Annotated in this window: 32 protein-coding genes; 18 read left to right on the top strand and 14 right to left on the bottom strand. The window is 67.8% G+C overall.

Translation table 11 applies throughout. The features are described 5' to 3' along the window. The first annotated feature begins 164 nt into the window (after nt 1–164). From AC1DQJ_RS14155 to AC1DQJ_RS14120, 8 genes are all read left to right on the top strand, one after another. Nucleotides 165–1,667 (top strand): arylsulfatase, encoded by a 1,503-nt coding sequence (locus AC1DQJ_RS14155; RefSeq protein WP_477604340.1) that lies wholly within the window; start codon nt 165–167, stop codon nt 1,665–1,667. A 243-nt stretch (nt 1,668–1,910) separates the two neighbouring features. Continuing rightward, nucleotides 1,911–2,906 (top strand): hypothetical protein, encoded by a 996-nt coding sequence (locus tag AC1DQJ_RS14150; RefSeq protein WP_477604338.1) that lies wholly within the window; start codon nt 1,911–1,913, stop codon nt 2,904–2,906. A gap of 126 nt (nt 2,907–3,032) precedes the next feature. Beyond that, a complete protein-coding gene (locus AC1DQJ_RS14145) occupies nt 3,033–3,641 on the top strand; it encodes a 50S ribosomal protein L25/general stress protein Ctc (RefSeq protein ID WP_477604336.1) in 609 nt (202 codons plus the stop codon). A 27-nt stretch (nt 3,642–3,668) separates the two neighbouring features. After that, the gene (pth, locus tag AC1DQJ_RS14140; RefSeq protein WP_477604334.1) at nt 3,669–4,283 is read left to right on the top strand and encodes an aminoacyl-tRNA hydrolase; all 615 of its coding nucleotides are present in this window, start codon (nt 3,669–3,671) and stop codon (nt 4,281–4,283) included. A gap of 150 nt (nt 4,284–4,433) precedes the next feature. Then, the gene (gene ychF, locus AC1DQJ_RS14135; protein ID WP_477604332.1) at nt 4,434–5,531 is read left to right on the top strand and encodes a redox-regulated ATPase YchF; all 1,098 of its coding nucleotides are present in this window, start codon (nt 4,434–4,436) and stop codon (nt 5,529–5,531) included. Nucleotides 5,532–5,651: 120 nt separating this feature from the next. Next, the gene (locus AC1DQJ_RS14130; RefSeq protein WP_477604330.1) at nt 5,652–6,320 is read left to right on the top strand and encodes a dienelactone hydrolase family protein; all 669 of its coding nucleotides are present in this window, start codon (nt 5,652–5,654) and stop codon (nt 6,318–6,320) included. A gap of 3 nt (nt 6,321–6,323) precedes the next feature. Then, nucleotides 6,324–7,004: a dienelactone hydrolase family protein gene (locus AC1DQJ_RS14125; RefSeq protein WP_477604329.1), complete on the top strand. Its 681-nt coding sequence runs from the start codon at nt 6,324–6,326 to the stop codon at nt 7,002–7,004. Then, a complete protein-coding gene (locus AC1DQJ_RS14120) occupies nt 7,001–7,507 on the top strand; it encodes a GNAT family N-acetyltransferase (RefSeq protein ID WP_477604327.1) in 507 nt (168 codons plus the stop codon). The genes AC1DQJ_RS14125 and AC1DQJ_RS14120 overlap by 4 nt, the downstream gene beginning before the upstream one ends. Here AC1DQJ_RS14120 and AC1DQJ_RS14115 read toward each other — a convergent pair. Then, nucleotides 7,504–7,977, bottom strand: coding sequence for a hypothetical protein (locus AC1DQJ_RS14115; RefSeq protein ID WP_477604325.1), 474 nt, complete (start codon nt 7,975–7,977; stop codon nt 7,504–7,506). The genes AC1DQJ_RS14120 and AC1DQJ_RS14115 overlap by 4 nt on opposite strands. A gap of 152 nt (nt 7,978–8,129) precedes the next feature. Here AC1DQJ_RS14115 and AC1DQJ_RS14110 point away from each other — a divergent pair, with 152 nt between their 5' ends. Continuing rightward, nucleotides 8,130–8,909, top strand: a complete 780-nt coding sequence (locus AC1DQJ_RS14110) for a pepsin/retropepsin-like aspartic protease family protein (RefSeq protein ID WP_477604323.1) — start codon at nt 8,130–8,132, stop codon at nt 8,907–8,909. 59 nt (nt 8,910–8,968) lie between these two features. Here AC1DQJ_RS14110 and AC1DQJ_RS14105 read toward each other — a convergent pair whose 3' ends face one another. Genes AC1DQJ_RS14105 through petA form a run of 3 tightly spaced genes read right to left on the bottom strand, consistent with a single transcriptional unit; the run spans nt 8,969 to nt 11,707 of the window. Beyond that, nucleotides 8,969–9,817, bottom strand: a complete 849-nt coding sequence (locus tag AC1DQJ_RS14105) for a cytochrome c1 (RefSeq protein WP_477604321.1) — start codon at nt 9,815–9,817, stop codon at nt 8,969–8,971. 7 nt (nt 9,818–9,824) lie between these two features. After that, entirely contained in the window at nt 9,825–11,144 is a 1,320-nt protein-coding gene (locus AC1DQJ_RS14100; RefSeq protein WP_477604319.1) for a cytochrome b, read from the bottom strand. A gap of 5 nt (nt 11,145–11,149) precedes the next feature. Next, on the bottom strand, nt 11,150–11,707 hold the full coding sequence (petA, locus tag AC1DQJ_RS14095) for a ubiquinol-cytochrome c reductase iron-sulfur subunit (protein ID WP_477604317.1): 558 nt from the start codon (nt 11,705–11,707) through the stop codon (nt 11,150–11,152). Between the two features lie 229 nt (nt 11,708–11,936). Between petA and AC1DQJ_RS14090 the strand changes: the two genes are divergently transcribed. Next, the gene (locus AC1DQJ_RS14090) at nt 11,937–12,398 is read left to right on the top strand and encodes a tRNA (cytidine(34)-2'-O)-methyltransferase (RefSeq protein WP_477604315.1); all 462 of its coding nucleotides are present in this window, start codon (nt 11,937–11,939) and stop codon (nt 12,396–12,398) included. After that, a complete protein-coding gene (hemF, locus tag AC1DQJ_RS14085) occupies nt 12,395–13,273 on the top strand; it encodes an oxygen-dependent coproporphyrinogen oxidase (protein ID WP_477604313.1) in 879 nt (292 codons plus the stop codon). Before AC1DQJ_RS14090 ends, hemF begins: the two co-directional genes overlap by 4 nt. 159 nt (nt 13,274–13,432) lie before the next feature. Here hemF and AC1DQJ_RS14080 read toward each other — a convergent pair whose 3' ends face one another. The 7 genes from AC1DQJ_RS14080 to AC1DQJ_RS14050 all read right to left on the bottom strand — a co-directional run bounded on the left by AC1DQJ_RS14080 (nt 13,433) and on the right by AC1DQJ_RS14050 (nt 18,531). After that, nucleotides 13,433–14,230 carry a hypothetical protein gene (locus AC1DQJ_RS14080; protein ID WP_477604311.1) on the bottom strand — a complete coding sequence of 266 codons (798 nt, stop codon included), beginning with the start codon at nt 14,228–14,230 and terminating at the stop codon, nt 13,433–13,435. Nucleotides 14,231–14,290: 60 nt separating this feature from the next. Beyond that, nucleotides 14,291–14,989: a glutamine amidotransferase-related protein gene (locus tag AC1DQJ_RS14075; RefSeq protein ID WP_477604309.1), complete on the bottom strand. Its 699-nt coding sequence runs from the start codon at nt 14,987–14,989 to the stop codon at nt 14,291–14,293. A 153-nt stretch (nt 14,990–15,142) separates the two neighbouring features. Beyond that, a complete protein-coding gene (locus AC1DQJ_RS14070; protein WP_477604477.1) occupies nt 15,143–16,351 on the bottom strand; it encodes a CCA tRNA nucleotidyltransferase in 1,209 nt (402 codons plus the stop codon). Between the two features lie 26 nt (nt 16,352–16,377). Beyond that, a complete protein-coding gene (locus AC1DQJ_RS14065; RefSeq protein ID WP_477604307.1) occupies nt 16,378–16,623 on the bottom strand; it encodes a hypothetical protein in 246 nt (81 codons plus the stop codon). Between the two features lie 22 nt (nt 16,624–16,645). Then, nucleotides 16,646–17,287, bottom strand: coding sequence for a CoA pyrophosphatase (locus AC1DQJ_RS14060; protein WP_477604305.1), 642 nt, complete (start codon nt 17,285–17,287; stop codon nt 16,646–16,648). Then, nucleotides 17,284–17,856, bottom strand: a complete 573-nt coding sequence (locus tag AC1DQJ_RS14055; RefSeq protein WP_477604303.1) for a DUF1285 domain-containing protein — start codon at nt 17,854–17,856, stop codon at nt 17,284–17,286. The genes AC1DQJ_RS14060 and AC1DQJ_RS14055 overlap by 4 nt, the downstream gene beginning before the upstream one ends. Before the next feature lie 189 nt (nt 17,857–18,045). Continuing rightward, a complete protein-coding gene (locus AC1DQJ_RS14050) occupies nt 18,046–18,531 on the bottom strand; it encodes a GNAT family N-acetyltransferase (RefSeq protein WP_477604301.1) in 486 nt (161 codons plus the stop codon). A 240-nt stretch (nt 18,532–18,771) separates the two neighbouring features. Here AC1DQJ_RS14050 and AC1DQJ_RS14045 point away from each other — a divergent pair, with 240 nt between their 5' ends. From AC1DQJ_RS14045 to AC1DQJ_RS14035, 3 genes are all read left to right on the top strand, one after another. Next, nucleotides 18,772–20,040 carry an MFS transporter gene (locus AC1DQJ_RS14045; protein WP_477604299.1) on the top strand — a complete coding sequence of 423 codons (1,269 nt, stop codon included), beginning with the start codon at nt 18,772–18,774 and terminating at the stop codon, nt 20,038–20,040. Nucleotides 20,041–20,072: 32 nt separating this feature from the next. Further along, nucleotides 20,073–21,005, top strand: coding sequence for an SDR family NAD(P)-dependent oxidoreductase (locus AC1DQJ_RS14040; protein WP_477604297.1), 933 nt, complete (start codon nt 20,073–20,075; stop codon nt 21,003–21,005). Nucleotides 21,006–21,152: 147 nt separating this feature from the next. After that, nucleotides 21,153–21,446, top strand: a complete 294-nt coding sequence (locus AC1DQJ_RS14035) for a hypothetical protein (RefSeq protein ID WP_477604295.1) — start codon at nt 21,153–21,155, stop codon at nt 21,444–21,446. Nucleotide 21,447: 1 nt separating this feature from the next. Here the strand turns inward: AC1DQJ_RS14035 and AC1DQJ_RS14030 are convergent, their stop codons facing one another. Next, the gene (locus tag AC1DQJ_RS14030) at nt 21,448–22,053 is read right to left on the bottom strand and encodes a GNAT family N-acetyltransferase (RefSeq protein ID WP_477604293.1); all 606 of its coding nucleotides are present in this window, start codon (nt 22,051–22,053) and stop codon (nt 21,448–21,450) included. A gap of 70 nt (nt 22,054–22,123) precedes the next feature. On the opposite strand from AC1DQJ_RS14030, the gene AC1DQJ_RS14025 reads away from it, so the two are divergent. Continuing rightward, nucleotides 22,124–22,543 carry a hypothetical protein gene (locus tag AC1DQJ_RS14025; RefSeq protein ID WP_477604291.1) on the top strand — a complete coding sequence of 140 codons (420 nt, stop codon included), beginning with the start codon at nt 22,124–22,126 and terminating at the stop codon, nt 22,541–22,543. On the opposite strand, the gene AC1DQJ_RS14020 is transcribed toward AC1DQJ_RS14025, so the two are convergent. Beyond that, complete coding sequence (locus AC1DQJ_RS14020) at nt 22,540–22,971, bottom strand: tautomerase family protein (RefSeq protein ID WP_477604289.1); 432 nt, start codon at nt 22,969–22,971, stop codon at nt 22,540–22,542. The genes AC1DQJ_RS14025 and AC1DQJ_RS14020 overlap by 4 nt on opposite strands. A gap of 94 nt (nt 22,972–23,065) precedes the next feature. Here AC1DQJ_RS14020 and AC1DQJ_RS14015 point away from each other — a divergent pair, with 94 nt between their 5' ends. Then, the gene (locus AC1DQJ_RS14015; RefSeq protein ID WP_477604287.1) at nt 23,066–23,617 is read left to right on the top strand and encodes a TetR/AcrR family transcriptional regulator; all 552 of its coding nucleotides are present in this window, start codon (nt 23,066–23,068) and stop codon (nt 23,615–23,617) included. A 38-nt stretch (nt 23,618–23,655) separates the two neighbouring features. On the opposite strand, the gene AC1DQJ_RS14010 is transcribed toward AC1DQJ_RS14015, so the two are convergent. Beyond that, on the bottom strand, nt 23,656–24,078 hold the full coding sequence (locus AC1DQJ_RS14010) for a MerR family transcriptional regulator (protein WP_477604285.1): 423 nt from the start codon (nt 24,076–24,078) through the stop codon (nt 23,656–23,658). Nucleotides 24,079–24,121: 43 nt separating this feature from the next. On the opposite strand from AC1DQJ_RS14010, the gene AC1DQJ_RS14005 reads away from it, so the two are divergent. Further along, entirely contained in the window at nt 24,122–24,808 is a 687-nt protein-coding gene (locus AC1DQJ_RS14005) for a cation efflux transmembrane domain-containing protein (protein ID WP_477604284.1), read from the top strand. Between the two features lie 16 nt (nt 24,809–24,824). Further along, nucleotides 24,825–25,175 carry a DUF3147 family protein gene (locus AC1DQJ_RS14000; RefSeq protein WP_477604282.1) on the top strand — a complete coding sequence of 117 codons (351 nt, stop codon included), beginning with the start codon at nt 24,825–24,827 and terminating at the stop codon, nt 25,173–25,175. Nucleotide 25,176: the final 1 nt, after the last annotated feature.

Genomic DNA, 25,176 nt, shown 5'->3' with positions numbered 1-25,176 from the left:
TCCTGAGACCCTGCCGGGCGTTCCGTGCGCCCGTCGCAGGGTTATGCCCGATGGCCCTTCTTGGCCGCCGCCGATCACTGTTCCGCCCCATAGTTTATGGAGCGGAGCGGAGCCATGCCCAAGGGCAAGCCGAATATCCTCGTCATCTGGGGCGACGACATCGAATGTGGAATGTCGGCGCCTACACCCATGGGATGATGGGACGGACCCCCAACATCGACAGCATCGCCAAGGACGGTTGCCTGTTCACCGACCACTATGGTCAGCCGAGTTGCACCGCCGGGCGCGCCGCCTTCATCACCGGGCAGCTCCCGATCCGCACCGGCATGACCACCATCGGCATTCCAGGCTCCACGCGCGGCATCCAGAAGGAAGACCCGACCCTGGCCGAGGTGCTCAAGGACCAGGGCTACGCGACCGCCCAGTTCGGCAAGAACCACCTGGGCGACCGCAACGAGTTCCTGCCGACCAGCCACGGTTTCGACGAGTGGTTCGGCAACCTCTACCACCTCAACGCCGAGGAGGAGCCGGAGGAGCTCGACTATCCGGGTCAAAAGAGCCCCGAATATCAGAAGCAGTTCGGCCCGCGCGGCGTGCTGCACGCCTGGGCGACGGACGAGTTCGACAACACCGACGACGGCATTTTCGGGCTGCGTGGCAAGCAGAAGATCGAGAACACCGGCCTGCTGACCCGCAAGCGGATGGAGACCTTCGACAAGGAGGTGCTCGACAAGACGCTCGACTGGCTGGATCGCGTGGGCAAGGACGACAAGCCCTGGTTCTGCTGGTTCAACACCACCGCCATCCACATCTTCAGCCACCCGCAAAAGAAGTACGTCCAGCAGGCGGTGGACGAGGGCAGGGCCGAGGAAGACGTCGTCCGCGCCAAGATGCTGGAGCACGACGAGCACGTCGGCGCTCTGCTGGCCAAGCTGAAGGAGCTAGGCCTCGAGGACGACACCATCGTCATCTACTCGACTGACAACGGCAATGAACTGATGCTGTGGCCGGACGGCGGCTACGCTCCGTTCCGCGGCGAGAAGGGCACGACCTGGGAAGGCGGCGTCCGCGTGCCGTGCCTGATCAAGTGGCCGGGCGTGATCCCGGCGGGGTCGAGCTCCAACGGCGTCCAGAACCACGAGGATCTGTATTTGACCCTCGCCGAGGCCGGCGGAGCCAAGGGCGTGAAGGAAAAGCTCCTGAACGGCCACACGATGAACGGCATCAAGTACACCTGCCATCTCGACGGCTTCGACCAAATCGAGATGTGGAGCGGCAAGACCGAGAAATCGGCCCGGCGATCGCTCTTCTACTACGACGAGACCGACCTGATGGCCGTCCGCGTCGACAATTGGAAGATGCACATCGGGGTCAAGAAGAACGGCAGCTGGTTCACCGAAAAGGCGTATCCGTCCATTCCCTATCTCTTCCATCTGCGTATGGACCCGATGGAGAAGATGGATCCCGAGAGCGAGGAGTGGGGCTACATCGGCCGCAAGTTCTTCGCCTCGAAGCTCTGGGCGCCCCATGCGGGCTCACCGTTCATCGCCGAGCACTTGGAAAGCCTGAAGAAGTACCCGCCACGCCAAGCCGCAGACACCTTGTCGATGCACGTGGCGCTCGAGAAGGCCATGGCTCAGCTGGACAAACCGACCGGCGGCGGCTGAGACTTATCGACGCCGCTATGGTCACAGCCGGGTCAGGAACGCCTCCACGGCGCTCTCGGCCCGGCTCGTTTCGGGCGAGCTCCCGGCCCCTTACAGTCAAGCTTGGTTAAACCTGATTAACCAGCGGCGGTCACATTCTCGCCTGCTGGCAGGTGCTATCTTCCGGCGCCTGATGACCTGGGGAAGGCTCGAATGAACACGGCTCCTCGCGTTGGCCTGGCGGCCTCCGCAATCGCATTCGCCATGCTTTTGGCTTCTTGCACGGCCGCGCCGCCGCCGCCGCCGCCTCCGCCGCCTCCTCCGCCGCCCATCGCCCTGGCGCCCAGGCTGGTCGAGCAGGCTGCCGCCTTCCGCTACTACATGGACCGCGCTGCGGCGATTTCGCCGGCCTTCATCGACGGCCAGATGGTCGCCGAGGGCGTGCGGATCGGTTCATCCTACGAACCCAAGCAGTTCCTGCAGGGGGCCATGGCCTACGGCGCGATCGTCGCGCTGCAAGACCCGGCCTTCGTCGCCGGGGTGAAGCGCTACGCCAGCGATCCCCAGCAGCGGCAGGAAATCGCCTACGAGATCATGAAGGACCCGGCCTATGTGGTCGGGATCGCGGGCGCCGACAGCGCCGCGGCCCTGGTCAAGGCGGCGCTCAATCAGGACGGCCAGAAGTTCTATGCAGCCGGCGTGGCGGTGAAGCAGGCCGCCTACGACGTCCAGAAGCAGCCGTGGTCCAAGGCCGACGTTGCGGCCCGTGAGGCGCGCCTGTCTCAGGCAAAATCGCTGAGCGCGACTCGCGTCGTCGGAGACGTGTCCCAGATATCGCAGCTCCAGGCCGCCGTCACCGGCGGCCAGCCCCTGACCCTGCCCGCCGCTACGCCCGGAGCGCCGCCCTACACGTCGATGGTGATTCGCAGCATGGCGGTCGCCGCCCTCGCCGTTCTCGGCCAGGCCAGCGACGCCAATCTGGCGACGCTCGAGGCGATCATGGTCGATCCCAACGCCGCCTCCTGCGCCAACATGGCCAAGCTGAACCTCTATCAGTGCCTGGCCGTCTCCAAGCCGCACTACGAGGATGTCTTCTGCCTCGGCCAGCACGCGATGAAGGACACGGCCAGCTGCATCATCAAGGCGTCAGGCCACCCTGAGCCCTTCGAACCCAGGTTCGTCCCCAAGATTCGCGAGAACGCCGGCTACACTCCGACCCCGGCGAAGAAGCCGGCGAAGAAGCCCGCGAAAAAGGGTTAGGAATCCTCTCCTTGGCCCGTTGCCACGGGCGGGGGTTTTGTGTATCTACGCGCACCTTTCGGCCCTACCGGGTCGTTCCGTCGCCGCGCGGGTCTTCGCGCGGCGGCTTCGTTTTGAGGCGAGGCCATGGCCGATATCATCCTGAACGTTGAACTCCGCGAACGCACCGGCACCGGTGGCGCGCGCGAAACCCGCCGCGCGGGCCTGGTCCCCGGCGTGCTGTACGGCGGCGACAAGGATCCCGTGGCCATCGCCGTGAAGTCGAACGAGTTCCGCAAGGCGCTCTACACCGGCAAGCTGCTGGGCCACCTGGTGACCCTGAAGCACGGCAACGACACCCAGCCGGTCATCGCCAAGGTGATCGACATGCATCCGGTGACGGATGAGCCGATCCACTTCGACCTGTACCGCGTCGGTGAGCACCAGACGATCAAGATCGCGGTGCCGGTTCACTTCAAGAACCACGAAGCCTCGCCGGGTCTCAAGAAGGGCGGCACTCTCAACGTCGTGCGTCACGACGTCGAACTGCAGTGCCCGGCCGACGCCATTCCGGAAGAGCTGGTCTTCGACCTGACCGGCCTGGAAATCGGCGACACCATCCGCATCGCCGCCTTCGACCTGCCCAAGGGCGTGACCCCGGCCGTCGACCGCGACTTCGTGGTCGCCACCGTCGCCGGTTCGTCGGCCTCGGCGTCGGAAGCCGCTGAAGAAGCCGCCGGCGAAGGCGAAGCCTAAGAAAGTTCAGGCCGGCTCGGGCAGCGCATGCTCGTCCTTGCCGGCCAGGGCAATCCGGGCGCCCGCCACGCGGGCAACCGGCACAATGTCGGCTTCATGGCCGTCGACGAGATCGCGCGCCGTTGGCGCTTCGGTCCCGAACGCTCTCGTTTCTCCTCCCTCGTCCGCGAGGGGGAGATCGAGACGCCCAGCGGCCCGGTCCGCACCCTGATCCTCAAGCCTCAGACCTACTACAACGAGAGCGGCCGCTCCGTGTCCGAGGCGCTGAAGTTCTACAAGCTCAACCCCGCCGACCTCGTGCTGTTCTACGACGAGATCGACATGGCCCCCGGCCGCTTTCGGATGAAGACCGGCGGCGGCGCGGCCGGCAACAACGGCGTGCGCTCGGTCACCGCCCATATCGGCCCCGACTTCCGCCGCGCCCGCCTGGGCGTGGGCCATCCTGGTCACAAGGACCGCGTCCAGGGCCACGTGCTCTCCGACTTCCACAAGGTCGACCAGGCCTGGGTCGAGGCCCTGCTGAACGCCGTCGCCGACGCCGCACCCCTGCTGGCGGCCGGCGAAGACGAGAAGTACCAGACCGAAGTCATGCGCCTGGCTCCCGCCGACAAGGGCGACGTTCCCCGTGGCCGCCAGGCCTGACACCGGTGTCATAGCGACCTCCGGAATCCCCCTGCTTCTCCCTCATGTACCGCTATTTCCCGGCCCGCACGGTCCGCCGGCGGCCCCGACTTGGGCCTTGCTCCCTAACGTGCTAGGTCGCGCGCTCGAAATTCAGGAACCGCACTTCCCATGGCTCTCAAAGTCGCGATCGTCGGCCTGCCCAACGTCGGCAAGTCGACCCTCTTCAACGCGCTCACCCAGACGGCTGCGGCCCAGGCCGCCAACTATCCGTTCTGCACCATCGAGCCCAACACCGGCGACGTGGCGGTTCCCGAGCCGCGCCTGAACGCCCTGGCCGCGATCATCCCCTCGAAGGAGATCATTCCTGCGCGGATGAACTTCGTCGACATCGCCGGCCTGGTGCGCGGCGCCTCGAAGGGCGAAGGGCTCGGCAACCAGTTCCTGGCCAACATCCGCGACTGCGACGCCGTGGCCTTCGTGGCCCGCTGCTTCATCGACGACGACATCACCCACGTCGAAGGCAAGATCGACCCGCTGGCCGACCTCGAGACCATCGAGACCGAGCTGATGCTGGCCGACCTGGAGAGCCTGGAGAAGCGCGTCGTCAATCTCGAGAAGCGCGCCAAGACCGGCGACAAGGAGAGCGCCCAGACCCTGCGCCTGGTCCAGGTCGCCTTGACCGAGCTCAACGCCGGCCGGCCCGCCCGCAAGGCCGAGGTCTCGGCTGAGGACGACAGGGCCTGGCGGATGCTGCAGCTGCTGACCTCCAAGCCCGCCCTCTATGTCTCGAACGTCGACGAGGCCTCCGCCGCCACCGGCAACGACCTGTCGAACCTGGTCGCCGAGCGCGCCAAGCGCGACGGCGCCGACCACGTGGTCATCTCCGCCCAGATCGAGAGCGAGATCGCCATGCTCGACGCGGCCGAGCGTACGGAGTTCCTTGAGACCCTCGGCCTCACCGAACCCGGCCTCAACAAGCTGATCCGCGAGGCCTATCACCTGCTCGGCCTGCAGACCTACTTCACGGTCGGGCCGAAGGAAGCTCGCGCCTGGACCATCCACAAGGGCGACACCGCTCCGCAGGCGGCCGGCGTGATCCATACGGACTTCGAGAAGGGCTTCATCCGCGCCGAGACCATCGCCTACGAGGACTATGTGCGCCTCAACGGCGAAGCCGGCGCGCGCGAAGCCGGCAAGTTCCGGCAGGAAGGCAAGGAGTACGTCGTTCAGGACGGCGACGTGATGAACTTCCGCTTCAACGTCTAAGACGCCCGCCGCCAGGGCGGCGGCGGACATCCCGGCCGGATGGATGTTTTACACATCCGTCCCTCCCACCAGGTGCGGTTCTCTGCTTAGCTCGCGTCTAACAAGACGGGAGAGAGACGCATGGGCGAGACCATCACCCTTCGGGGCGCGGACGGCTTCGAGTTTTCCGCCTATCACGAGCAGCCCTTCACGCCGCGCAAGGGCGGGGTGATCGTGATCCAGGAGATCTTCGGCATCGACCGGCACATCCGCGCCGACGTCGAACGCTGGGCCAAGGCCGGCTACGAAGCCATCGCGCCGGCCCTCTACGACCGCCGCGAGCGCGGCTTCACCGCCGAGCACGATCCCGAGGGCCTGACCGCCGGAGTCACCCATGCGCGCGCCACTCCCCTCGATCAGGCGCTCACCGACATCGCCGCCTGCCGCGACTATCTGGCCGAGCGCGGCAAGGTGTTCGTGGTCGGCTACTGCTACGGCGGCTCGCTGACCTGGCTGAGCGCCGCCAAGGTGGAGGGCATCGCCGCCGCCTCCAGCTACTACGGCAGTCTGGTTGCGGCCAACGCGGCGCTGAAACCGCTCTGCCCGACCATCATCCACCTCGGCCACACAGATCCCGGCATCAACGCTGATGAGGTCGAGAAGGCGGTGCACGAGCACAATCCTGATGTGCCGGTCTACATCTATGAAGGCGCCGGGCACGGCTTCAACAACGAGAGCCCCGAGCGCTATCACGAGGAGGCCGCCGACCTCGCCCGCGCCCGCACCCGCGAGCTGTTCGAGGGCGCCTGAGGCATGGGCGAGGTCATCACCCTCCAGAGCGCCTTCGACGGCTTCGAGCTTTCCGCCTATCACGCCAAGCCGACCGACGCCCGGCGCGGCGGCCTTCTGCTGATCCAGGAAATCTTCGGGGTCACCGACCACATCCGCGAACTGGCCGACGCCTTCGCGGCCGACGGCTACGAGACCATCGCGCCCTCGTTCTACGACCGGCTGGAACGCGGCTTCAAGGCGGACTACGGCCAGGAGGCGATCGCCAAGGGCGTGCAGTATTCCCAGGCGACGCCCTGGGACCAGGTGGCCGGCGACGCCCAAGCCGCCATCGACGCTCTCAAGCCCCCGGTGTTCGTCACCGGCTTCTGCTGGGGCGGGGCGGCGACCTGGTTGGCCGCCTGCCGCTGCGACGGCGTTTCCGCTGCGGCCAGCTTCTACGGCCGCCGGATCAGCGAGCTGGTGGGCGAGACTCCCAAGGTCCCGACCATTCTGCATTTCGGCAAGACCGACGCCTCCATTCCAACGGAGCGGGTCGAGGAGATCCGCGCCGCCCACCCTGACATCCCGATCTATCTCTACGAGGCCGGCCACGGCTTCGTCTCCGACCGCCGGGCGGACTACGAGGCCGACAGCGCGCGCCTGGCGCGGCTGCGCACCCTGGCCCACTTCGCCAACAATGGAGGCGGTAGAAGCTCGGCGTGATTATCGAAACGCCCCGGCTGCGGCTCCGCCCGCTTGTGGAGACCGATCTCGACGCGTTGGCCGCCATCGCCGCCGATCCGCGGGTGATGGTGCACGTCGGCGACGGCGTGCCGCTCAGCCGCGCCGCCACCGCCCTGTGGATCACCAACGCCGGGGTCAGCGTCCGCCTCAGCGGCATCGGCAGCCGCGCCGTGGTCCTGCGCCGGACCGGGCTGCTGATCGGCTGGGTCGGCCTGATCCCGACCTCGATCCAAAACTGCCTGGAACTGATCTACGGCTTCGCCCGCGCCTCCTGGGGCCAGGGATACGCCACTGAGGCCGCCAGGGCCCTGCTGGGGGCCTCGGAGCCTGGTCAGGTGGACGCGACCATCGACCCGGCGAACAAGGCCTCCTGGCGCATTCTGGAGAAGCTGGGCTTCGTTCCCATCGGCGAGGAGCTGGACGAGCACGGCCTGCCGACCCTTCGGCTGCGGCTGTTCGAACCCGTAGACAGCAAGCTCTAGCTGCGTTCCTCGATCTGCTGGCGGACCTCGGGCACGGTCTCCAGCGCCCGCACCAGGACCGCCTGCGCCGCCAGGATGCCGATGCCGGCCGCATAGCCCGAGAACACCCCCGCCGGATAGCGCCCGCCGTGCTGCGCGGCCCAGACCTGCCAGTAGATGAACAGCGCCGCGGCGGCCAACAGCCCAACCCCGGTGAGGACCGAAACCGGGGTCTGTCCAAAGCCGGCCCGGAAACTCAGCCAGACATACCGGACGAGGATCTTCTTGAGCGCTGGCACCAGCAGCGGCAGCGCCAGTGAAAGGAACAGAAACACGCCCGGCCAGATTAGCGTTCGCTGGGCGATCAGCGCCATGCCGCCTGGCAGCACCTGGAAAGCGTTCAGGACCGCGCCGGCATAGATCAGGCTGGCCGCCCCAACTGCCACGTCCTGCATCCGCCGGAAGTCTCGCCATGCCCTGATGAAGGTCATGTCTCCGACTTAGGCGATCAGTGGGGCGCCTGTAAGGCCCGAGGCGCGTTCAGATGCTCCGAACCTGCGATTCTGTCGCCGCGCGGTCACGGCTTGGCTATGGTGTGGGACGAAGGGGCGGCTAGCGTCCCGCACTCTCATCCGAAGTCCCCATGAAGCCCGCCGCCCTGGCCCTCGCCTTCGCCGCCCTGACGCCCGTCGCCGCTCGCGCCGGCGAGGTGGCCTGTTGGTACGAGCGCGGGGTGATCGTCGCCCCCGCCTCGATCGCGGGCCTGGCCGGCGACTACATCCTCGACACCGGCACGGCGGTCACCCAACTGCATGAGACCAAGGCCCAGGCCGCCGGACTCGTCGATCCGGCCCAGCGGGGAGCGGTGCGGATCGCGGGGGTCACCCTGCCCGACCGGCCGTTCGCGATCGCCGATCTGGATGCACGGACCTACGCCTTTGATACCCCGATCGCCGGGGTGATCGGGGCCGACGTGCTCTCCGGCTATGTGGTCGATGTGAGCTTCGCCCCCTGCAAAGTTGCGCTCCATCCCGCCCGCCGCGCCCCGCGCTTTCCGGCTCAGACGATCCTCGCTCTCGGCCGCGCCGATGGCGTGGCCACCGCCCGCGCCGCAATCTCCGACGGCCCTCGCGCCCTGGGCGGCGAATTCGTCATCGCCACCGGGGCCGATACGGCCGTGCGCATCGGCCAGGACAACGCCTTCGTGCCGGGCGCGGCCAAGCCCGAGGATGTGCTGCCGCAGGGCGAGCGCCGCGCCAGGTTGCGGGCCGCCTCGTTCGCCGGCTTGCTGTTCGAGAACCTCGACGGCGGGCTAACCGCGCCCGCCGGCACGGACGGCGTCATCGGCGGGCCGCTCCTGTCGCACTGGAGGCTGCGCTTCGATTTCCCGCGCAGCCGGCTGATCCTCGCCCCCGCAGGCTGAACAAAGAAAAAGGCCCCGGATCGCTCCGGGGCCTTCTGTCTGTGCGGGAGAGCGTGACCCTAGTGGGCGACGTTCTTCCAGATCTTGCGGTAGCTGGCGTACAGCAGGCCGGCGAAGATTAAGAGATAGATCATCGCCGCCATGCCGAAGGACTTGCGCTCCTGCATCTTGGGCTCGGAAGCCCAAGCGATGAAGGCCGCGACGTCCTTGGCTTGCTGCTCCACCGTCGACTTGGTGCCGTCGTCGAAGGTCACCTTGCCGGCCTCGAGCGGCGGGGCCATGGCGATGAAGCCGCCCTGCGGGACATGGGCGTGGTCGCCCGACCAGGCCGCGGTCACGTCGCCGTTCATATACGGGTTGTAGTGCTGGCCGACGCCCACCTTCAGACCCGCCGGCGGCTTCTCGTAGCCGGTCAGGATCGAATAGATGTACTGCGGCCCGTGGTGACGGGCCTTGGCCATGACCGACAGGTCCGGCGGCAGGGCGCCGCCGTTCGACGCGCGCGCGGCAGGTTCGTTCGGGAACGGCGACGGGAAGCGATCGGCCGAGGTGCCCGGACGATCGATGACGTCGCCGGTCTCGGAGTCGATATCCTTGATCTGATAATCTTTGGCGATCGACTTCACGAACGGGTTGTCGTTCGGGTTCGGGTACTTCGGGTCGAAGAACGGTCCGTCCTTCTGGCCGAGGTTCCGGAAGTACATCAGGTTCATCGAGTGGCAGGCCGAGCAGACCTCCCGATAGACCTTGTAGCCGCGTTGCAGCTGGACCTGATCGAACTTGCCGAACGGCCCCTCGAAGCTGAACTCGACTTCCTTCACCGGGCGGGCGCCGCCCGAGGCGAGGGCGGCGGGAGCAGCCAGAACAGCCAGCCCAAACGCCGCGAGCGCGATACCTTTACGCAGCATCTTAGGCTCAACCCCTCTTTTCAGGCGAAGCCGCGGCGCCGGCCGGCGCGTTGGCAGGATGCGATAGCACAGGTTCACTGATCGATTCCGGCTGCGGCAGCGGAGTCTCGGTGAGACCCAGGACCGGCAGGATGACCAGGAAGTAGGCGAAGTAGTAGATGGTCGCGACACGCGACAGCCACACGAACGAGTTCAGGTCGGCGTCGATCAGCTTGAACGTCGACAGGCCCGGGATCACGTGGTTGTCCGGCAGCTGGCCGCCGCAATAGCCGAGCACCAGGCAGGCCAGCAGGAAGATGAAGAAGTACAGCTTCGCCGTCGGCCGGTAGCGCATGGAGCGCACCTTGGAGGTGTCGAGCCAGGGCAGGACGAACATCACCGCGATGGCGCCGAACATCAGCAGCACGCCGCCGAGCTTGTCCGGAACCGCCCGCAGGATCGCGTAGAACGGCAGGAAGTACCATTCGGGCACGATGTGCGCCGGCGTCACCAGCGGGTTGCCGGGGATGTAGTTGTCGGCGTGGCCCAGCGCGTTCGGGTTATAGAACACGAAGGTCGCGAACATGATCAGGAACACCACGATCGCGAAGCCGTCCTTCACCGTGTAGTACGGATGGAAGGGAACGGTGTCCTCCTTGGACTTCACGTTCACGCCGGTCGGGTTGTTGTTGCCCGGGACGTGCAGCGCCCAGATGTGCAGGCCAACGACGCCCGCGATCATAAACGGCAGCAGATAGTGCAGCGAGAAGAAGCGGTTCAGGGTCGGGTTGTCGACCGCGAAGCCGCCCCACAGCCAGGTGGTGATCGCTTCACCCACGACCGGCAGCGCGCCGAACAGGTTGGTGATCACGACGGCGCCGTGGAAGGACATCTGACCCCAGGGCAGCACGTAGCCCATGAAGGCGGTGGCCATCATCAGCAGGTAGATCACGCAGCCCAGGATCCACAGCACTTCGCGCGGAGCCTTGTACGAGCCGTAGTAGAGCCCGCGGAACATGTGGATGTAGACCGCGATGAAGAACATCGAGGCGCCGTTGGCGTGCATGTAGCGGATCAGCCAACCGTAGTTGACGTCGCGCATGATGCGCTCGACCGAGGCGAAGGCGTGGTCGACGTGCGGCACGTAGTGCATGGCCAGCACGATGCCGGTGACGAGCTGGATGCCCAGGCAGACCGCCAGGATGCCGCCGAAGGTCCACCAGTAGTTCAGGTTCTTCGGGGTCGGGAAGTCGATGATCGAGTCGTACGCGAGGCGCACGACGGGCAGACGGGTGTCGAGCCAACGCTCGATGCCGGTCTTGGGTTCGTAATTTGAATGTCCGCTCATCGGGGTCAGCCCACCTTGACCTTGGTGTCGGAAAGGAAGGTGTAGTCCGGCACCGCCAGGTTCTTCGGCGCCGGGCCCTTACGAATGCGGCCCGAGACGTCGTAGTGCGAGCCGTGGCACGGGCAGAACCAGCCGCCGTAGTCGCCGCCGCCGAAGGTCGGCACGCAACCCAGGTGCGTGCAGGTTCCGACCAGCACCAGCCATTGGGCCTTGCCCGGCTTGTGACGATCTTCGTCCTTCTGCGGGTCGCGCAGATCCGGAGCGTTGTCGTCCTTGATCGCCTTGGCGATTTCCGCGCCCGTCCGATTCCGGATGAACAGCGGCTTGCCGCGCCACTTGATCGTGACCTGCTGGCCTTCTTCGACCTTGGTCAGATCGAATTCGACCGAGGCCAGAGCCAGCGTGTCACCGGCCGGGTTCATCTGGTCGATGAACGGCCAGGCCAGGCCAGCGACAGCGCCGCCAGCCGCGACCGCCGCGGCGATATGAATGAAATCACGCCGGTTCGGGTCGTCGCCCGCGGCATGGGTATCGGGATTTGCGCCCGCGACGGTGTCGGCCACCTTAAAGCTACCCTTCGTTTGGGGCCGCGGACTGCGACCCGTCGGACCTTCCCGGAAAACCCGGAGCGATCCAGCCTTCTACCCCCGCCAGCGGTTCTGGTAAGGGCGTGCGGAAATTAAACGCTGTGGCGCCAGGCAAACCTTCGGAAGGCTTGTGGATCATTGATCACAACCCACCTCCCGCGATTCGCCCCTGGCCCCGGCTAATCCCGTGGCTGGACCGCTTAGAATGCTGCTCGCGCTTTTTCAACCGGACATTCCGCAAAACCTTGGCGCGGCCCTTCGTCTCGGGGCCTGTATGGGGGTGCCCGTGCACGTCATAGAGCCTTGTGGTTTCCCGCTTTCCGACAAGGCGATCCGCCGCGCAGCCATGGATTACGGCGAGCCGGCCGATGTCGTTCGCCACGCCGGATGGGCCGATTTCCAAGCTGCGAAAGGGATTTCGCGGATTGTGCTGTTCTCGACCAAGGCCGCCCAGCCGCTGCACGACTTCGCCTTCCGCCCCGATGACATACTGCTGTTTGGCCGCGAGAGCCTCGGCGTGCCCGACGAAGTTCACGACTCGGCCGATGCGCGGGTTTTCATTCCCCTGACCCCGGGCCGGCGTTCGCTGAACGTGACCGTCTCAGCCGCCATCGGCCTCTCGGAGGCGTTGCGCCAGACGAACCAATTTCCTAAGCCGGCGCTATGAGCACCCTACCTCCCGAGATCGAAGCCCGACGCGGCCGCGCCAAGGAATGGTTCGAAGCCCTGCAGACCCGCATCATAGCGGAGCTCGAGCGGCTTGAGGACGAGGCGCCCGCCGACCTCTATCCGGGCGAGCCTGGCCAGTTCGACATGCGCCCCTGGACCCGTGACACCGGCGTCGGCGGCGGCATCGGCGGCCACCTGGCTGGCCGGCTGTTCGAAAAGGCGGCGGTGCACACCTCCGCGGCGCTCTCTCGATTCTCGCCGGAAATGGCCGCCCAGATGCCGGGCGCCGACAAGGACCCGACCTACGTTTCGGCCAGCATCAGCCTGATCGTGCATCCGCGCTCGCCGCGGGTGCCGACCGTGCACATGAACACCCGCTTCCTGTCGACCGCCGAGAGCTGGTTCGGCGGCGGGGCCGACCTGACGCCGATGCTGGACGAGCAACGCAGCCAGGACGCCGACGACGCCAAGCTGTTCCACGCCGCCATGCAGGAGGCCTGCGACGCCTTCGATCCGGAATGGCACCCGAAATACAAGGCCTGGTGCGACGAGTACTTCTACCTGCCGCACCGCAAGGAGCACCGCGGGGTCGGCGGCATCTTCTACGACCGCCACAACAGCGGCGACTTCGAGAAGGACTTCGGCTTCACCCGCGCGGTGGGCGAAGCGTTCCTCGACGTCTATCCGAAGATCGTCCGCCACCGGATGAGCGAGCCGTGGACCGCCGAGGACCGCCAGGAGCAGTTGGTCCGCCGCGGCCGGTATGTGGAGTTCAACCTGCTCTACGACCGCGGCACCACCTTCGGCCTCAAGGCCGGCGGCAACATCGACACGATCCTCTCGTCCATGCCGCCGATGGTCAGCTGGCCCTAGGCTGCTATCGGCGGGGTGAGGCGCGGTCGTGCCGATGCCCCCCGAAATTGCCGATAGATTATCGGCAACCCTGTCGAAGGGGCGATTTTCGCTGCCGATAGCGGGGTGATCGGCAGGTTTCCTGCCGAGACTTGCAGGAAGCTGCCGCTCACCCGGCCGTCATGGCCTCGCCGGCGGCGACGCCGTGTAGGTCTTGCCAGGTGAGAACGCCCCGTCGAATCCCTCGCGGGCCGAGGCGTCCAGCCGCACCCCGCGCGGGCTGACGGCTTCGCGCACCGGCATCGGCCAGGCCTTGCATTCCGCCGCGCCGCCGCCTTCGGGCGCCCGGCAAGTCCAGTACTCTCCGCCCGGTCGCGCGAAGGCCAGCGACAGCGTCTGGCTGGCCGGCAGCGCCTGGGCCGCGGAGCGGAACGGCGGCGGTCCGTTCCAGCCCGTCCGATCGGCGTGACCTGTCCCGGTCAGCACGAGGACCGGCCCCGGGCGGCGCTCGGCCGCCTCGATCAGCGCCCGGGCCATGCCCTCCTCCCGCGCCGGACTGGTCCCCCTGGCGGTCGGAGCCGCGTCGAACGCCAGCAAGGTCACCTGCGCGCCCGCAGCCTTCAGTCGTCGCAGTCGCTCGATCAGCTCGGCCAGCGCGCGGCTCTGGCGTCCGCCCCGGTCGGCCCAGGCCGGCGCGGCCAGCAGCGCCGCCATCGCTCGCGGCCCACCGTCCGAACGCATGTAGGCGGCGAGCGCCTTCTGATCGGCGGGGGTGAATTCCAGCGCCGCGGTCACCGGCCCCTTGGCCGCGGCGGCGCAGACGGCGTCGCCGAATACCGCGGGCGCCTCGGCCGTACCGTGCGCCTCGCCGAACATCACATAGCGGACGCCCGGCCGCTCCAGCACGGCTTCGAACCCGGGCAATGGCGCGCATCCAGCTGTGGAAAGCGCGGCGGCGGCGATGAGAGCTTCGATCATGAGCGTTCGGATCTCCCTCGGCGGCCCGCCAGGCCAGCCGATTGCGACGGCGTCGGCAATTCAGGCGACAGACATGAACCGCTGCAGCCAGGCCCCGACCCGCAGGCGGTCGTCGGGCTGCTCGTAGCTCATCACCGCCTTGTCGGCCTCGTCCTCGGTCAGCCGGGTCCCGCGGCGGTTCTCGATCAGCGCCTTGGCGTAGGCCGGCTCGAACTCCGGATGCAGCTGGATCGAGACCGCGCGGTCGGCGCCATAGTCCAGCATGCCGAACGGCGTGAATTCGCTGCCGCCGATCACGCTGGCGCCTGGCGGCGCCTCGACCACCTGGTCCTGGTGCGAGGCCGGCACGGCGATCGGCTCGGCCGCGTCCATCCACGGTCGGCCCTCGGCGATGCGGTAGCGATGCAGCCCCACGCCCCAGCCCTTCGGCGACTTGATCACCTTGCCGCCGAACGCGTCGGCCATGATCTGGTGGCCGAAGCAGACCCCGACCAGCGGCGTCCTGCCCTTGGCCTCTCGCAGGAAACCCTTCAGCGGCTCGATCCAGAGCAGCGGGTCGTAGACCCCCGCCGACGAGCCGGTGACCACATAGGCGGCGCAGGCGTCGGTCGTCGCCGGCATCTCGCCGGCCGCCACGTCGAACACGGCGTAATCATAGGCGCTCTCGCCGAACAGCCGCTGGAACATCGAGGGATAGCTGCCGTACCGCTCGCGGATCTCCTCCGGCGGCGCGCCGGTCTCGAGAATGCCGAGTTTCATCGAGGACGAGGTCTCCACTTTTGGATCCTCCCCCGCTGGGGGAGGTGGATCGATGCGCAGCATCGAGACGGAGGGGACCTGCCGGAAACGCCGAAGTCCCCCTCACCGGGCCATTCGGCCCGGAGCTCCCCCAGCGGGGGAGCAACTGAACTTCTAGTACGCCATGCCCTGCGCCACGGCCTTCAGCTTCTCGATGGCCGAGAACTTGTCGTCGATGAAGTCGTGGTCGATCCACCACTCCTCGACCTCGCGCAGCACCTGGCCGACCATCGGCCCCTTCGGCACACCCGAATTGATCACGTCCTCGCCGGTCAGCGGGAACGGCGGCGGCGTCCAGCTTTCGGCCAGGGCCAGCAGCCCGCGCCACTGGTGGGTGGTGGCCGAACGGTCGGCCTTGGACCAAGCCAGTTTGATTCGGTCGGAGAAGGTCGCCACCCCGATCTGGTAGACCGCCCGCCGGCTCTCGCGCGGGCTCATCCACGAGGTGATGCGCGGGGTCTTGCCCATGGCCTGGACCAGCCGGTCGCGCTGCTCATTGGACAGCCGCAAGGCCTCGGCCGCCTTGCCGGCGCCGATCTGGTCGTCGGGCAACAGAGTCGCCAGCCGCAGAACCGGATCGCAGGTGAACAGCTGCTCGGTCTCGATCTCGACCAGGCGGTTGAAAGCGGCCAGGTCGCCGGCGGCCGGCAGCACCTGGGCCAGCACTCCGGTCTTGGCCATCAGCGCCAGCGCCTCGCGCGGGTCATAGGCGGCCAGCAGCTTCAGCAGCTCCTTGGCCACCCGCTCGGCCGCAAGGTTGCCCAGCAGGTCCTTGCCCGCGGTGCAGGCCGCCACCGCCGCGGCGTCCGGCTCGCCCTTGCCGTACCAGGCCTGGAACCGGAAGAACCGCAGGATGCGCAGCGAGTCCTCGGCGATCCGCGTCGCCGCATCGCCCACGAACACGATCCGGCCGGCCTTGGCGTCGGCGACGCCCGCCCCGGTCGGATCGATCAGCGCGCCCTCGGTGTCGGAATAGACCGCGTTCAGCGTGAAATCCCGGCGCTGGGCGTCCTCGGCCCAGTCCTGTGTGAAGGCGACCACCGCCCGGCGGCCATCGGTCTCCACGTCGCGGCGCAGGGTCGTCACCTCGAAGGGGCGACCGCCGACCACCGCCGTGACCGTCCCATGGTCGATGCCGGTCGGCACGGCCTTGATCCCGGCAGCTTCCAGCGCCTTGGTGACGGCGTCAGGGGTCAGGGTGGTGGCGATGTCCACATCGTCAATATCTGCGCCCAGCAAGGCGTTGCGCACGCATCCGCCGACGAACCGGGCCTGCCCGCCTGCGCCCTCCAGGGCCGCCATCACCGGGGCGGCGGGTTTCATCCAGGGCTTCTGGCCGATGCTCTGCGTCACTTTACGGGCGCCTTCTTCTCGAAATGTCCGGGCGCGACATGGCCCCCGGCCTCCACTTCGCCTGGAACATAGGTCTCCCCGCGATTGTCGCTATGGAAAAGCGCCGTGGCCATCAGGGACAGCCCGAACAGCACCCCGGCGATCGCCGTCAGCCAGGTCCAGGGCGTCGCGCCCATCGGCCGTCCGGTCCGCAGCGCCACCTCCCGCCAGACGAACCAGACGACGAAGGGGATGGCGATCAAGACCAGTCTTGGCGCCAGCTCCCTAAGCAATGGCCGCACCATAGAGCCGGTCGTAGAGCGCCCGCAGCATGCCCGCCGTCGCGCCCCAGATGAAGCGATCCTCGTGGGTCATGGCGTAGAAACGCCTGATCTCGCCGCCAGGCCCCTCGCGCTCGTGCTCTTCGTGATTGGTCGGATCCATCAGGAACCCGAACGGGGTCTCGAAGATGTCGGCCACCTCGGCCGGGTTCGGCTGCAGGCTGAAGCCCGGCCGGATGAACCCCACCACCGGCGTCACCAGGAAACCGGTGCCGGTACGATAGGGCGAGGACAGCCCCACCACCGACACATAGTCCGGCTCCAGGCCAACCTCCTCGTGCGCCTCGCGCAGGGCGGTGGTAGCGACGGTCTCGCCGGGATCGCAGCGGCCGCCCGGCAGCGCGATCTGGCCGGTGTGGCGGCGCAGGGTGTCGGCGCGACGGGTCAGCAGCACCGAATAGCCGGTCGGCCGCTCGATCAGCCCGACCAGCACCGCCGCTGGGGTCAGCTCCACCGGCTCGTTGGGAAAGGCGTTGGGCCCGAGATCGAAGTCCGACGCTGTGCGGCCCGGCTCGCCGGCGTCCAGCGGATCGAGGTGGCGTTCAATCCAGGCCCGCAGTTCACCTGGCGGCGCGTGGGGGCTCACAGCTGGTGCGATCCGGCGGGGCCGACCGGGAACCAGGCCCCGTTCGACTCCACCCCCAGGCGCGGCCCCTCGGCGGTGTCGCGCTCCTGCGCCATCTCGACCAGCTCGTAGAACACCGGCCGGGCGATCAGCGCGTCCAGCCCGCGGCGCACATGCAGATAGGGCCGCGGCTCACCGGTCACGGCGTCCATCTCTACGCGGATCTCGTTTTCCGGCCCGGCCTCGACCTGGTCGCCGACATTGGTCAGGAACTTCAGCGCCCCGCCCTCGCGGTCGACCCGCGTGGCGATGAACGGCGCGTCCTCGACGGTGATCTTCATCTTCTCCACCGGGGTCACCAAGTGGAAACCGTCGGGGTCCTTGCGCAGCACGGTGGAGAACAGCCGCACCAGCGCCTCGCGGCCGATCGGCGAGCCCTCGTGGAACCAGGTCCCGTCCTTGCGGATGACGATGTCGATTTCGCCGCAATGCGCCGGATTCCACAGGTGCACCGGCGGCAATCCGCGCCCAGGCGCCTGCTTGGCCGCGGCGATCACGCCTTCCAGGCCAGGATTCTTCGTTTCTCCCATGCGGTGAGGGTAAGGCTCCGGAGGCCGCGCCTCAATGGCGACGCGAGGTCAACCGCCAAGCAAGTTGCTCCCCCGCTGGGGGAGCTGTCGGCCAGATGGCCGACTGAGGGGGACTTGGACGCGCTGCAGCGCCCCCTCCGGCGCTGCGCGCCGATCCACCTCCCCCAGCGCGGGAGGAACTCCAGGTCGCTACGCTGTCACCGGCCCTTGGAGCCGCTCGGTCCCTCGCGCCAGCACCCGGCGCTGGTCCACGGGGCCAGGCAGCCGCGCCGCCTTAGCCGGCGCCGACGAGAACCCGAAGCGGCCGAAATAGGGCTCGTCCCCGACCAGCAGCACCGGATAGCCCGCCGCTTCCGCCGCCGCACAGGCCAGCCGCACGAGCTCGCCGCCGGTGCCGAACTTGCGGCCCTCGGCGCGGACCGCAAGCGGCCCCAGGAAGATCGCGGGCGCGCCGCCGACGTGCACCTTCCACATCCGCACCGAGCCGACCAGCCGACCGCTGTGCCAGGCGCAGAACGACATGTCCGGTTGGAACTCGGCGATCTCGCGCACGCGCTCGGACACCTTCACGAAACGGCCGGGGCCGAAGGCGTGATCGAGCAGCGCCTCGATGGCGTCTGCGTCGGTGGATTGTTCGTAGGTGTAGGTAAGGGCCTGTTCGGCGGGAACGATCATTTAAGCGGAAAGCCTTGCGAGGAACGGGGACTTCTCCGCCGTCAGGCGCATGGCCGACGACGGGGCTCTAACGGGCGCGTCGGGCGCGCTCGGTTCGTCGCTGGCGTCGCATGGACCCTGTCCCCGACAGTTCACACAAGAAGGCGGGCGCATAAGGCCATGACGACCGCGCGTCAATCGCGCGTTGCGGCGCAGGTCGGGGCGCCGCAAGTTGCGCGCCTTCCCGACCTTTGAGTGCGCATGTCCGACCTGACCGAAGCCGCCGTCCCCGCCGAGCCGCCCGCCACCATCCGGGAGTTGCTCAAGCGGCGGGACTTCATGCTGTTCTGGACCGCCCGTGTGGCGTCCACCCTCGGGGTGCAGATCCAGAGCGTGGCGCTCGGCTGGCAGATGTACGCCGTGGCCCGCGAGACCATGAGCGTCGCGCAGTCGGCCTTCTATGTCGGCATGATCGGCCTGGCCGCCTTCATCCCGGTCTTCCTGCTGGCCCTGCCGGCCGGCGAGGCGGCCGACCGCTACGAGCGCAAGAAGATCCTGCTGATCTGCTACGCCGGCGAGATCACCACCGCGGTGATCCTGGCCGCCGCGGCCATCTTCCACTTCGCCTCGATCCCGCTGCTGCTGGCGCTCTCGGCTCTGTTTGGGGCCAGCCGCGCCTTCATGGGTCCTGCTTCCACCGCGCTTGGCCCGATGCTGGTGCCGCGCAGCCTGCTGCCGAGGGCCATCGCCTGGAACTCGCTGGCCTGGCAGGGCGGCTCGATCCTCGGCCCGGCGCTGGGCGGCCTGCTGGTCGGCATTTCCGCCGGCCTCTCCTACAGCGTCACCGTCGTGCTCTATCTGGTCGCCGTCGGCTGCATCGGCCTGATCGGCATGAACACCCAGCCGGTGGTCAATCCAGGCTCACGCTGGGAGCTGATGAAGGAAGGCCTGGCCTACACCTGGACCAACAAGATCGTGTTCGGGGCCATATCGCTCGACCTGTTCGCGGTGCTGCTGGGCGGGGCCACCGCCCTGCTCCCGGTCTTCGCCCGCGACGTGCTGCATGTCGGGCCAGAGGGCTTTGGCCTGCTGCGCGCGGGTCCGGCCATCGGCGCCACCCTGGTGGCCGTCGTGCTGGCCAGCTACCCGATCCGCCGTCACGCCGGCCTGATCATGTTCGCCGGGGTCGCGGTGTTCGGCGCGGCCACCATCGTCTTTGGCCTCTCCAAGTCGCTGCCGCTCTCGGTCGGCGCCCTGGCGGTGCTGGGCGGCGCGGACATGCTGAGCGTCTACGTCCGCCAGACCCTGGTTCAGATCGTCACGCCCGACCAGATGCGCGGCCGGGTGGCGGCGGTCTCCTCGCTGTTCATCGGGGCCTCCAATGAGTTGGGCGAGTTCGAAAGCGGGGTCGTGGCCCGATTCCTCGGCCCTGTCGGGGCGGCGATCTTCGGCGGCGTCGGCGCGTTGATCGTCACCGGCCTCTGGGCCAAACTGTTTCCCGCCTTGCGCAAGGCCGACAGGCTCGAATAACAACGACGCTATTATTTTAGGGAGATTGATCGATGGGTTCACTTTCAGGGAAAGTTGTTCTGGTCACCGGCGGCGGCAACGGCATTGGCCGTGATTGCGCGCTGATCGCGGCGGCCGAAGGCGCGAAGGTCGTGGTCAACGACCTCGGCGGCGGTCTGGCCGGCGGCGACGAAGGCTCGGCGGGTCCGGCCGAACAGGTCGCCCAGGAAATCCGCGCCGCGGGCGGCGAAGCGGTTTCCAATTCGGATAGCGTCACCGACCTGGACGCCGTCTACGGCATGGTCGAGCAGGCCAAGAAGGAATTCGGCGGCCTGCACGCGGTGATCAATCCGGCCGGCATCCTGCGTGACGTCATGTTCCACAAGATGACCGAAGCCGAGTGGGACGCGGTCATCGCCGTCCACATGCGCGGTTCGTTCAACGTCGCCCGCGCCACCATCGAGCTGTTCCGCGAACAGAACGACGGCGCCTACATGTTCTTCACCTCGACCTCGGGCCTGCTGGGCAACATCGGTCAGGCCAACTACGGCGCGGCCAAGATGGGCATCGCCGGCCTGTCGCGGATCATCGCCATGGAAGGCGCGCGCAACAACGTGCGCTCCAACTGCCTGGCGCCGGTCGCCTGGACCCGCATGACCCAGTCGGTGCCGGTGAAGGACGAAGCCGCCGCCGCCCGTCGTGCGGTGATGGCTGAAAAGATCCGCGCCGACCAACCGGCCCGCTTCTCCGTGGCCATGATCACCCCGGCCGCGGCCAACGTCTCGGGCCAGATCTTCGGCGCCTCGGGCGACAACATCATCCTCTACAGCCAGCCGCGTCCGGTCGAGACCGTGACGAAGGAAGAAGGCTGGACGATCGAGACCATCCTGTCGGAAGCCGTGCCGAAGATGGAGGGCAAGTTCACCCCGCTCTCGCGTCCGCCGCTGGCCAGCCAGGGCGCCGCGGCCCCGGCCAAGGCGGGCTGATCGCTCTAGACTAGGCTGAACGACAGCGCGGCGGCGGTTCGAAAGGACCGCCGCCGTTTGCTTGCGCGCTCGCAATCGCTTACGCAGCAAGGGTTTTTGGCCCGAAACTTGCTTAACGACGGGGACGATTTCCATGTGGAGCGCCCCATGTCCGTGAGTAGCGTCGGCCCCGCCAGCTGGTACGCCCAGCCGCAGTACGCCAGCCCCGCCGCCAAGGCCAAGCAGAACGAGGAGGCCGGTCCGGCCAAGTCGGTCGATCAGCAGGAAAAACCCCATCGCCCGCTCTCGCCCGAAGAGGAGGAGAAGCTGAAGAAGACGCTGGCCGGCCAGGCCGTCGCCGACTTCCGCAAGATCCTCGAGGAGGACGCCGCCCGCGAAGCCGACAGGCGCGCCGATGAGGGCCGCGACCCGGCCGGCGCCGTGATCGACATCCGCGCCTGAGCTAGAGGCGGTGGGTTCGCACCCACTCCTCACGGCCAAGCTCCCAATAGATCGAACGACGCGCGCTCCCGTCGGGCCGCCGGCTTTCCACCTCCCCCATCCGCCGGAAGCCCGCCGTATCGATGGAGGCGGCCGAGCGAACATTGTCCAGCGCCGCGGTCAGGCAGATCAGCCGCACGCCCAGGTGCTCGAACATGAAGGCGATCGAACGCGCCACGCCCGCCTTGCCGCTATGGGAGTTCTGCAGATCGGCCCGCCGCGCTCCGGCCAGCTCGGCCGAGGAGCGGTCCGGCCAGATCGTGAAGCGCGAATAGCCGGCCACCTGCCCATCCTCGTCCAGGCTAACGCTCAGGATGCACTCGCCGTTCTGGCGGAGAGCTTCGCTATCGGCGACCCAGCGAGCCACGTTCTCTTCGGTGATCGGCCGCGGCAAATCGTAGATCGGGTCCGACACCTTGGCGTCCGACAACAGGGCGACCAGTCCCGGCACATGCTCGGCGGCGGCTATGGTTAACCCAAATTGGGCGCCTGCCTCCCGGACCGCCTGTCGAATCGCGGCATCTTCCTGCGGCGAAGCCTGCAGCTCCGTCTTCGGCGGCGCGCTCATGGCGGGTTCCTCCACTACCGCCGGTTGGCCCGGCCTTTGCTGAAGTCTAGCGAAGTCAGGGAGCGTCTGCATGCAAGTCCGAGACGACAGCCTCGCCAAGGACCTTTTGGCCATCAGTCAGGTCGCCGGAACCGGCAAGCCCGGCAAAATCGACTCGGTCAATCTGACCGAGGGGCTGTCGGCGCCCAGCGCCTCCGACAAGGCCAAGGAGCGCTCGGATGCGGCCAAGGCTTCCCAGCGCGCCCAGCTCGACGAGGTCCGCAAGAAAGGCATCTACGCCTGGGCGCAGGAACAGCGCTTCGAGAAGCTGAAGGCCAGGATCCGCGAGCAGGTCACCTCGGCCAACCCCGACGCCGACCCCGCGGAGATCGAGTCGGAGATCACCCGCCAGATCCGCGAGGCCATCGAGCAGGCGCTGAAGGACGAGGCCTCAGCGGCCGCCAGGCGCGGCGAGCCGCCCAAGCCGATGATCATCGATATCAGCGTCTAGAGCGCCGGCTCACTCAGCGGGCTCGGCTTGTTCTCGCTGATCCAGCGCTTCTCGTCCTCGGAATTGGGTAGCGGCGGTCGCGTCCCCTGGATCGACCAAAGCTCGAACGAGGTCTCGTCGATGTGGAATTCCCAATCGAAGCCGCGGTCGCGGATAAACGGGGCCAGCGCCTCGTCGCACTGCCCGATCCACCAGGTCCGCGCCTCGGCCGTCGGCAAGGTCCGGGCGATGTGGTCGACCCAGATGCGCACGAAGTTCCCGGCCGGCTCGCCGCCCACATAGAACGAGTCCGCGGCGACTTCCTGGAACACCACCCCGACATAGAATTTCGGCAGTCGGCTGTAGAGCGCCGTGATCGCCTGCGACAGCCCCTGCTTGTCCTGCGGCGTGAACGCCCCGACCGGGTGATAGATCTTCCAAAGCGGCATGGTTGGCTCCCTGCAGCGGCGCCCGGGCCGCCTTGACTTTAATGATGATTATCATCATTATTGCGGACATCGAGATCGTCAAGGGTCGAAAGTCGTGAAGATCAGCAAGGCCCAGGCGGGCGAGAACCGCGAACGCATTGTCCTGGCGGCTTCCCAGTTGTTCCGCGAACGCGGCTTCGACGGCGTGGCGGTCGGCGACGTCACCAAGGCCGCCGGCTTCACCCACGGCGGCTTCTACAATCACTTCAAGTCAAAGGACGCCCTGGCGGTCGAGGCGGTGGACAGCGCCTTTCAGGTGATGGCGCAGCAGCGCGCCCGCGCCCGCGGCCTGCCCGAACTCCTCGCCCACTATCTGTCGCAGGCGGCCCGCAAGGCCCCGGGCAAGAGCTGCCCCGCCGCCGCCCTCGGCGGCGATGTCGGCCGCCAGTCCGAAGACCTGAAGGCGGTGTTCGCCGGCGGCGTCGAGCAGATGATCGCTTCTGTCGAGGAGCGCCTGCCCGCCGGCGAGAACCGCCGCGCCCGCGCCGTCGACCTGGTGACCCGCATGGTCGGCGCCTTGATGCTCGCCCGCGCCGCCCCTGACGGACCGCTGGCCGACGAACTGCTGGAGACCAACCTGCGCCTGATGCTGGAGGATCTGGCGTAGGGGTACTTCCCCCCTTCAGAAACGCGTCAGCCGGCGAACTAGTGCTCCGTCTCGCACCGCCCATGATCGGCCAGCGCCTCGATCACCCGGCACTCGGCCACCATCCCATGCCCACAGCAGTCCAGCATCCGCGTCAGTTCGCCTTTCAGCGCGGTCAGCTTGGCGATCTTCTGCTCGATGGTGGTCAGGTGCCGTCCGGCGATCTCGTCCACCGGTTCGCACGAGCCCTCGGGCCGGTCGCTGATCTCCAGCAGCGCGCGCACGTCGTCCATCTCGAAGCCAAGTTCCCGGGCATGGCGGATGAAGCTCAGCCGCCGCACATCGCGCTCGCCGTAGAGCCGCCGGTCGCCCTCGCTGCGCACCGGCTTGGGCATCAGCCCGGCGCCCTCATAGAAGCGGATCGTGGTCACCTTCACGCCAGCCCGGCGCGACAGCCCGCCGATGGAAAGTTCGCTTGTCATCGCCGCTTGCTCCTACAGTCGCTGTAGGATGCAAGATCTAGGCATGACCTTCGAGATCGTCCACCGCAAAGCGCCCCCGCCGGCCCCGGCCGAGGCCTCCTGCGAGATCGCCGGCTGTGGTTGCGAGACCACCGCCCGCGCCGTGGAGACCGGCTCTCCCGCCTTCCGCCGCGCCGTGTGGATCGTCCTGGCCTTGAACGCCGGCATGTTCGGGCTCGAGGTCGTCCAGGGGCAACTCGCCGGCTCCATGGCGCTGCAGGCCGACGCCCTCGACTTCGCGGGCGACAGCGCCACCTACGGCCTGTCGCTGTTCGCGCTGGGCCAGGGCGCCGCCTTCCGCTCCAAGGCCGCACTGGTGAAGGGCGTCAGCCTCGGCCTGATGGGCGTCTACGTCCTGGCCGCCTCGCTCTGGCGCACCTTCGTCGAGGGCGCGCCGGACGCCCTGACCATGGGCTGGGTCGGCGCCCTGGCCCTGGCGACCAACGTCACCGCCGCTCTGCTCCTGCTGCGCTTCCGCGATGGCGACGCCAATGTCCGCTCGGTCTGGCTCTGCTCGCGCAACGACGCCATCGGCAACGTCGCGGTGCTCTGCGCGGCAGGCGTCGTCGCCTTCACCGGCGCGAAGTGGGCCGACCTCGCTGTCGCCGGCATCATGGCCGGCCTTTTCCTCTCGACCGCCTGGCAGATCACCCGGCAAGCTCGCGGCGAACTGAGGCTGCTGGCGGCCTGAAGTCTGCGGGGGGCGTATGGCCTATTTGATCATCAAGGCGCTGCTGTCGGGCGTCATCATCGCGGCGGTGTCGGAGATCGCCAAGCGCAGCCCGGGCTTCGGCGCTCTGGTCGCCTCCCTGCCGCTGGTCTCGATCCTGGGCATGATGTGGCTGTGGCGCGACACCCACGACGCCCAGCGGATGGCCGCCCACGCCGAGGGCACCTTCTGGTTCGTGCTGCCCTCGCTGCCGATGTTCCTGCTGATTCCGGCCCTGCTGCGCCGCGGAGTCGGCTTCTGGCCGGCCCTGGCCATGGGCTGCGCCCTGACCATCGGCCTCTACCTCGCCATGGTCTGGCTCGGTCCGCGGCTTGGTCTGAAGCTCTAGC

This window comes from Phenylobacterium sp. P4_E10 (genome assembly GCF_056401675.1).
The sequence above is the reverse complement of the archived record's forward strand: the minus strand, read 5'-3'. Positions and strand labels throughout refer to the sequence as shown.

Excerpts from the sequence above, each read along its gene's own strand:
- AC1DQJ_RS14155 (WP_477604340.1), top strand. The coding sequence starts at position 165 with ATGTGGAATGTCGGCGCCTACACCCATGGGATGATGGGACGGACCCCC.
- AC1DQJ_RS14145 (WP_477604336.1), top strand. The coding sequence starts at position 3,033 with ATGGCCGATATCATCCTGAACGTTGAACTCCGCGAACGCACCGGCACC.
- AC1DQJ_RS14025 (WP_477604291.1), top strand. The coding sequence starts at position 22,124 with ATGCAAGTCCGAGACGACAGCCTCGCCAAGGACCTTTTGGCCATCAGT.
- AC1DQJ_RS14010 (WP_477604285.1), bottom strand. The coding sequence starts at position 24,078 with ATGACAAGCGAACTTTCCATCGGCGGGCTGTCGCGCCGGGCTGGCGTG.
- AC1DQJ_RS14115 (WP_477604325.1), bottom strand. The coding sequence starts at position 7,977 with ATGACCTTCATCAGGGCATGGCGAGACTTCCGGCGGATGCAGGACGTG.
- AC1DQJ_RS14070 (WP_477604477.1), bottom strand. The coding sequence starts at position 16,351 with ATGAAACCCGCCGCCCCGGTGATGGCGGCCCTGGAGGGCGCAGGCGGG.
- AC1DQJ_RS14130 (WP_477604330.1), top strand. The coding sequence starts at position 5,652 with ATGGGCGAGACCATCACCCTTCGGGGCGCGGACGGCTTCGAGTTTTCC.
- AC1DQJ_RS14105 (WP_477604321.1), bottom strand. The coding sequence starts at position 9,817 with ATGCTGCGTAAAGGTATCGCGCTCGCGGCGTTTGGGCTGGCTGTTCTG.
- AC1DQJ_RS14000 (WP_477604282.1), top strand. The coding sequence starts at position 24,825 with ATGGCCTATTTGATCATCAAGGCGCTGCTGTCGGGCGTCATCATCGCG.
- AC1DQJ_RS14080 (WP_477604311.1), bottom strand. The coding sequence starts at position 14,230 with ATGATCGAAGCTCTCATCGCCGCCGCCGCGCTTTCCACAGCTGGATGC.
- AC1DQJ_RS14005 (WP_477604284.1), top strand. The coding sequence starts at position 24,122 with ATGACCTTCGAGATCGTCCACCGCAAAGCGCCCCCGCCGGCCCCGGCC.
- AC1DQJ_RS14150 (WP_477604338.1), top strand. The coding sequence starts at position 1,911 with ATGCTTTTGGCTTCTTGCACGGCCGCGCCGCCGCCGCCGCCGCCTCCG.
- AC1DQJ_RS14030 (WP_477604293.1), bottom strand. The coding sequence starts at position 22,053 with ATGAGCGCGCCGCCGAAGACGGAGCTGCAGGCTTCGCCGCAGGAAGAT.
- AC1DQJ_RS14040 (WP_477604297.1), top strand. The coding sequence starts at position 20,073 with ATGGGTTCACTTTCAGGGAAAGTTGTTCTGGTCACCGGCGGCGGCAAC.
- AC1DQJ_RS14045 (WP_477604299.1), top strand. The coding sequence starts at position 18,772 with ATGTCCGACCTGACCGAAGCCGCCGTCCCCGCCGAGCCGCCCGCCACC.
- AC1DQJ_RS14110 (WP_477604323.1), top strand. The coding sequence starts at position 8,130 with ATGAAGCCCGCCGCCCTGGCCCTCGCCTTCGCCGCCCTGACGCCCGTC.
- ychF (WP_477604332.1), top strand. The coding sequence starts at position 4,434 with ATGGCTCTCAAAGTCGCGATCGTCGGCCTGCCCAACGTCGGCAAGTCG.
- AC1DQJ_RS14050 (WP_477604301.1), bottom strand. The coding sequence starts at position 18,531 with ATGATCGTTCCCGCCGAACAGGCCCTTACCTACACCTACGAACAATCC.
- hemF (WP_477604313.1), top strand. The coding sequence starts at position 12,395 with ATGAGCACCCTACCTCCCGAGATCGAAGCCCGACGCGGCCGCGCCAAG.
- AC1DQJ_RS14125 (WP_477604329.1), top strand. The coding sequence starts at position 6,324 with ATGGGCGAGGTCATCACCCTCCAGAGCGCCTTCGACGGCTTCGAGCTT.
- AC1DQJ_RS14090 (WP_477604315.1), top strand. The coding sequence starts at position 11,937 with ATGCTGCTCGCGCTTTTTCAACCGGACATTCCGCAAAACCTTGGCGCG.
- AC1DQJ_RS14020 (WP_477604289.1), bottom strand. The coding sequence starts at position 22,971 with ATGCCGCTTTGGAAGATCTATCACCCGGTCGGGGCGTTCACGCCGCAG.
- AC1DQJ_RS14055 (WP_477604303.1), bottom strand. The coding sequence starts at position 17,856 with ATGGGAGAAACGAAGAATCCTGGCCTGGAAGGCGTGATCGCCGCGGCC.
- AC1DQJ_RS14075 (WP_477604309.1), bottom strand. The coding sequence starts at position 14,989 with ATGAAACTCGGCATTCTCGAGACCGGCGCGCCGCCGGAGGAGATCCGC.
- AC1DQJ_RS14100 (WP_477604319.1), bottom strand. The coding sequence starts at position 11,144 with ATGAGCGGACATTCAAATTACGAACCCAAGACCGGCATCGAGCGTTGG.
- AC1DQJ_RS14035 (WP_477604295.1), top strand. The coding sequence starts at position 21,153 with ATGTCCGTGAGTAGCGTCGGCCCCGCCAGCTGGTACGCCCAGCCGCAG.
- pth (WP_477604334.1), top strand. The coding sequence starts at position 3,669 with ATGCTCGTCCTTGCCGGCCAGGGCAATCCGGGCGCCCGCCACGCGGGC.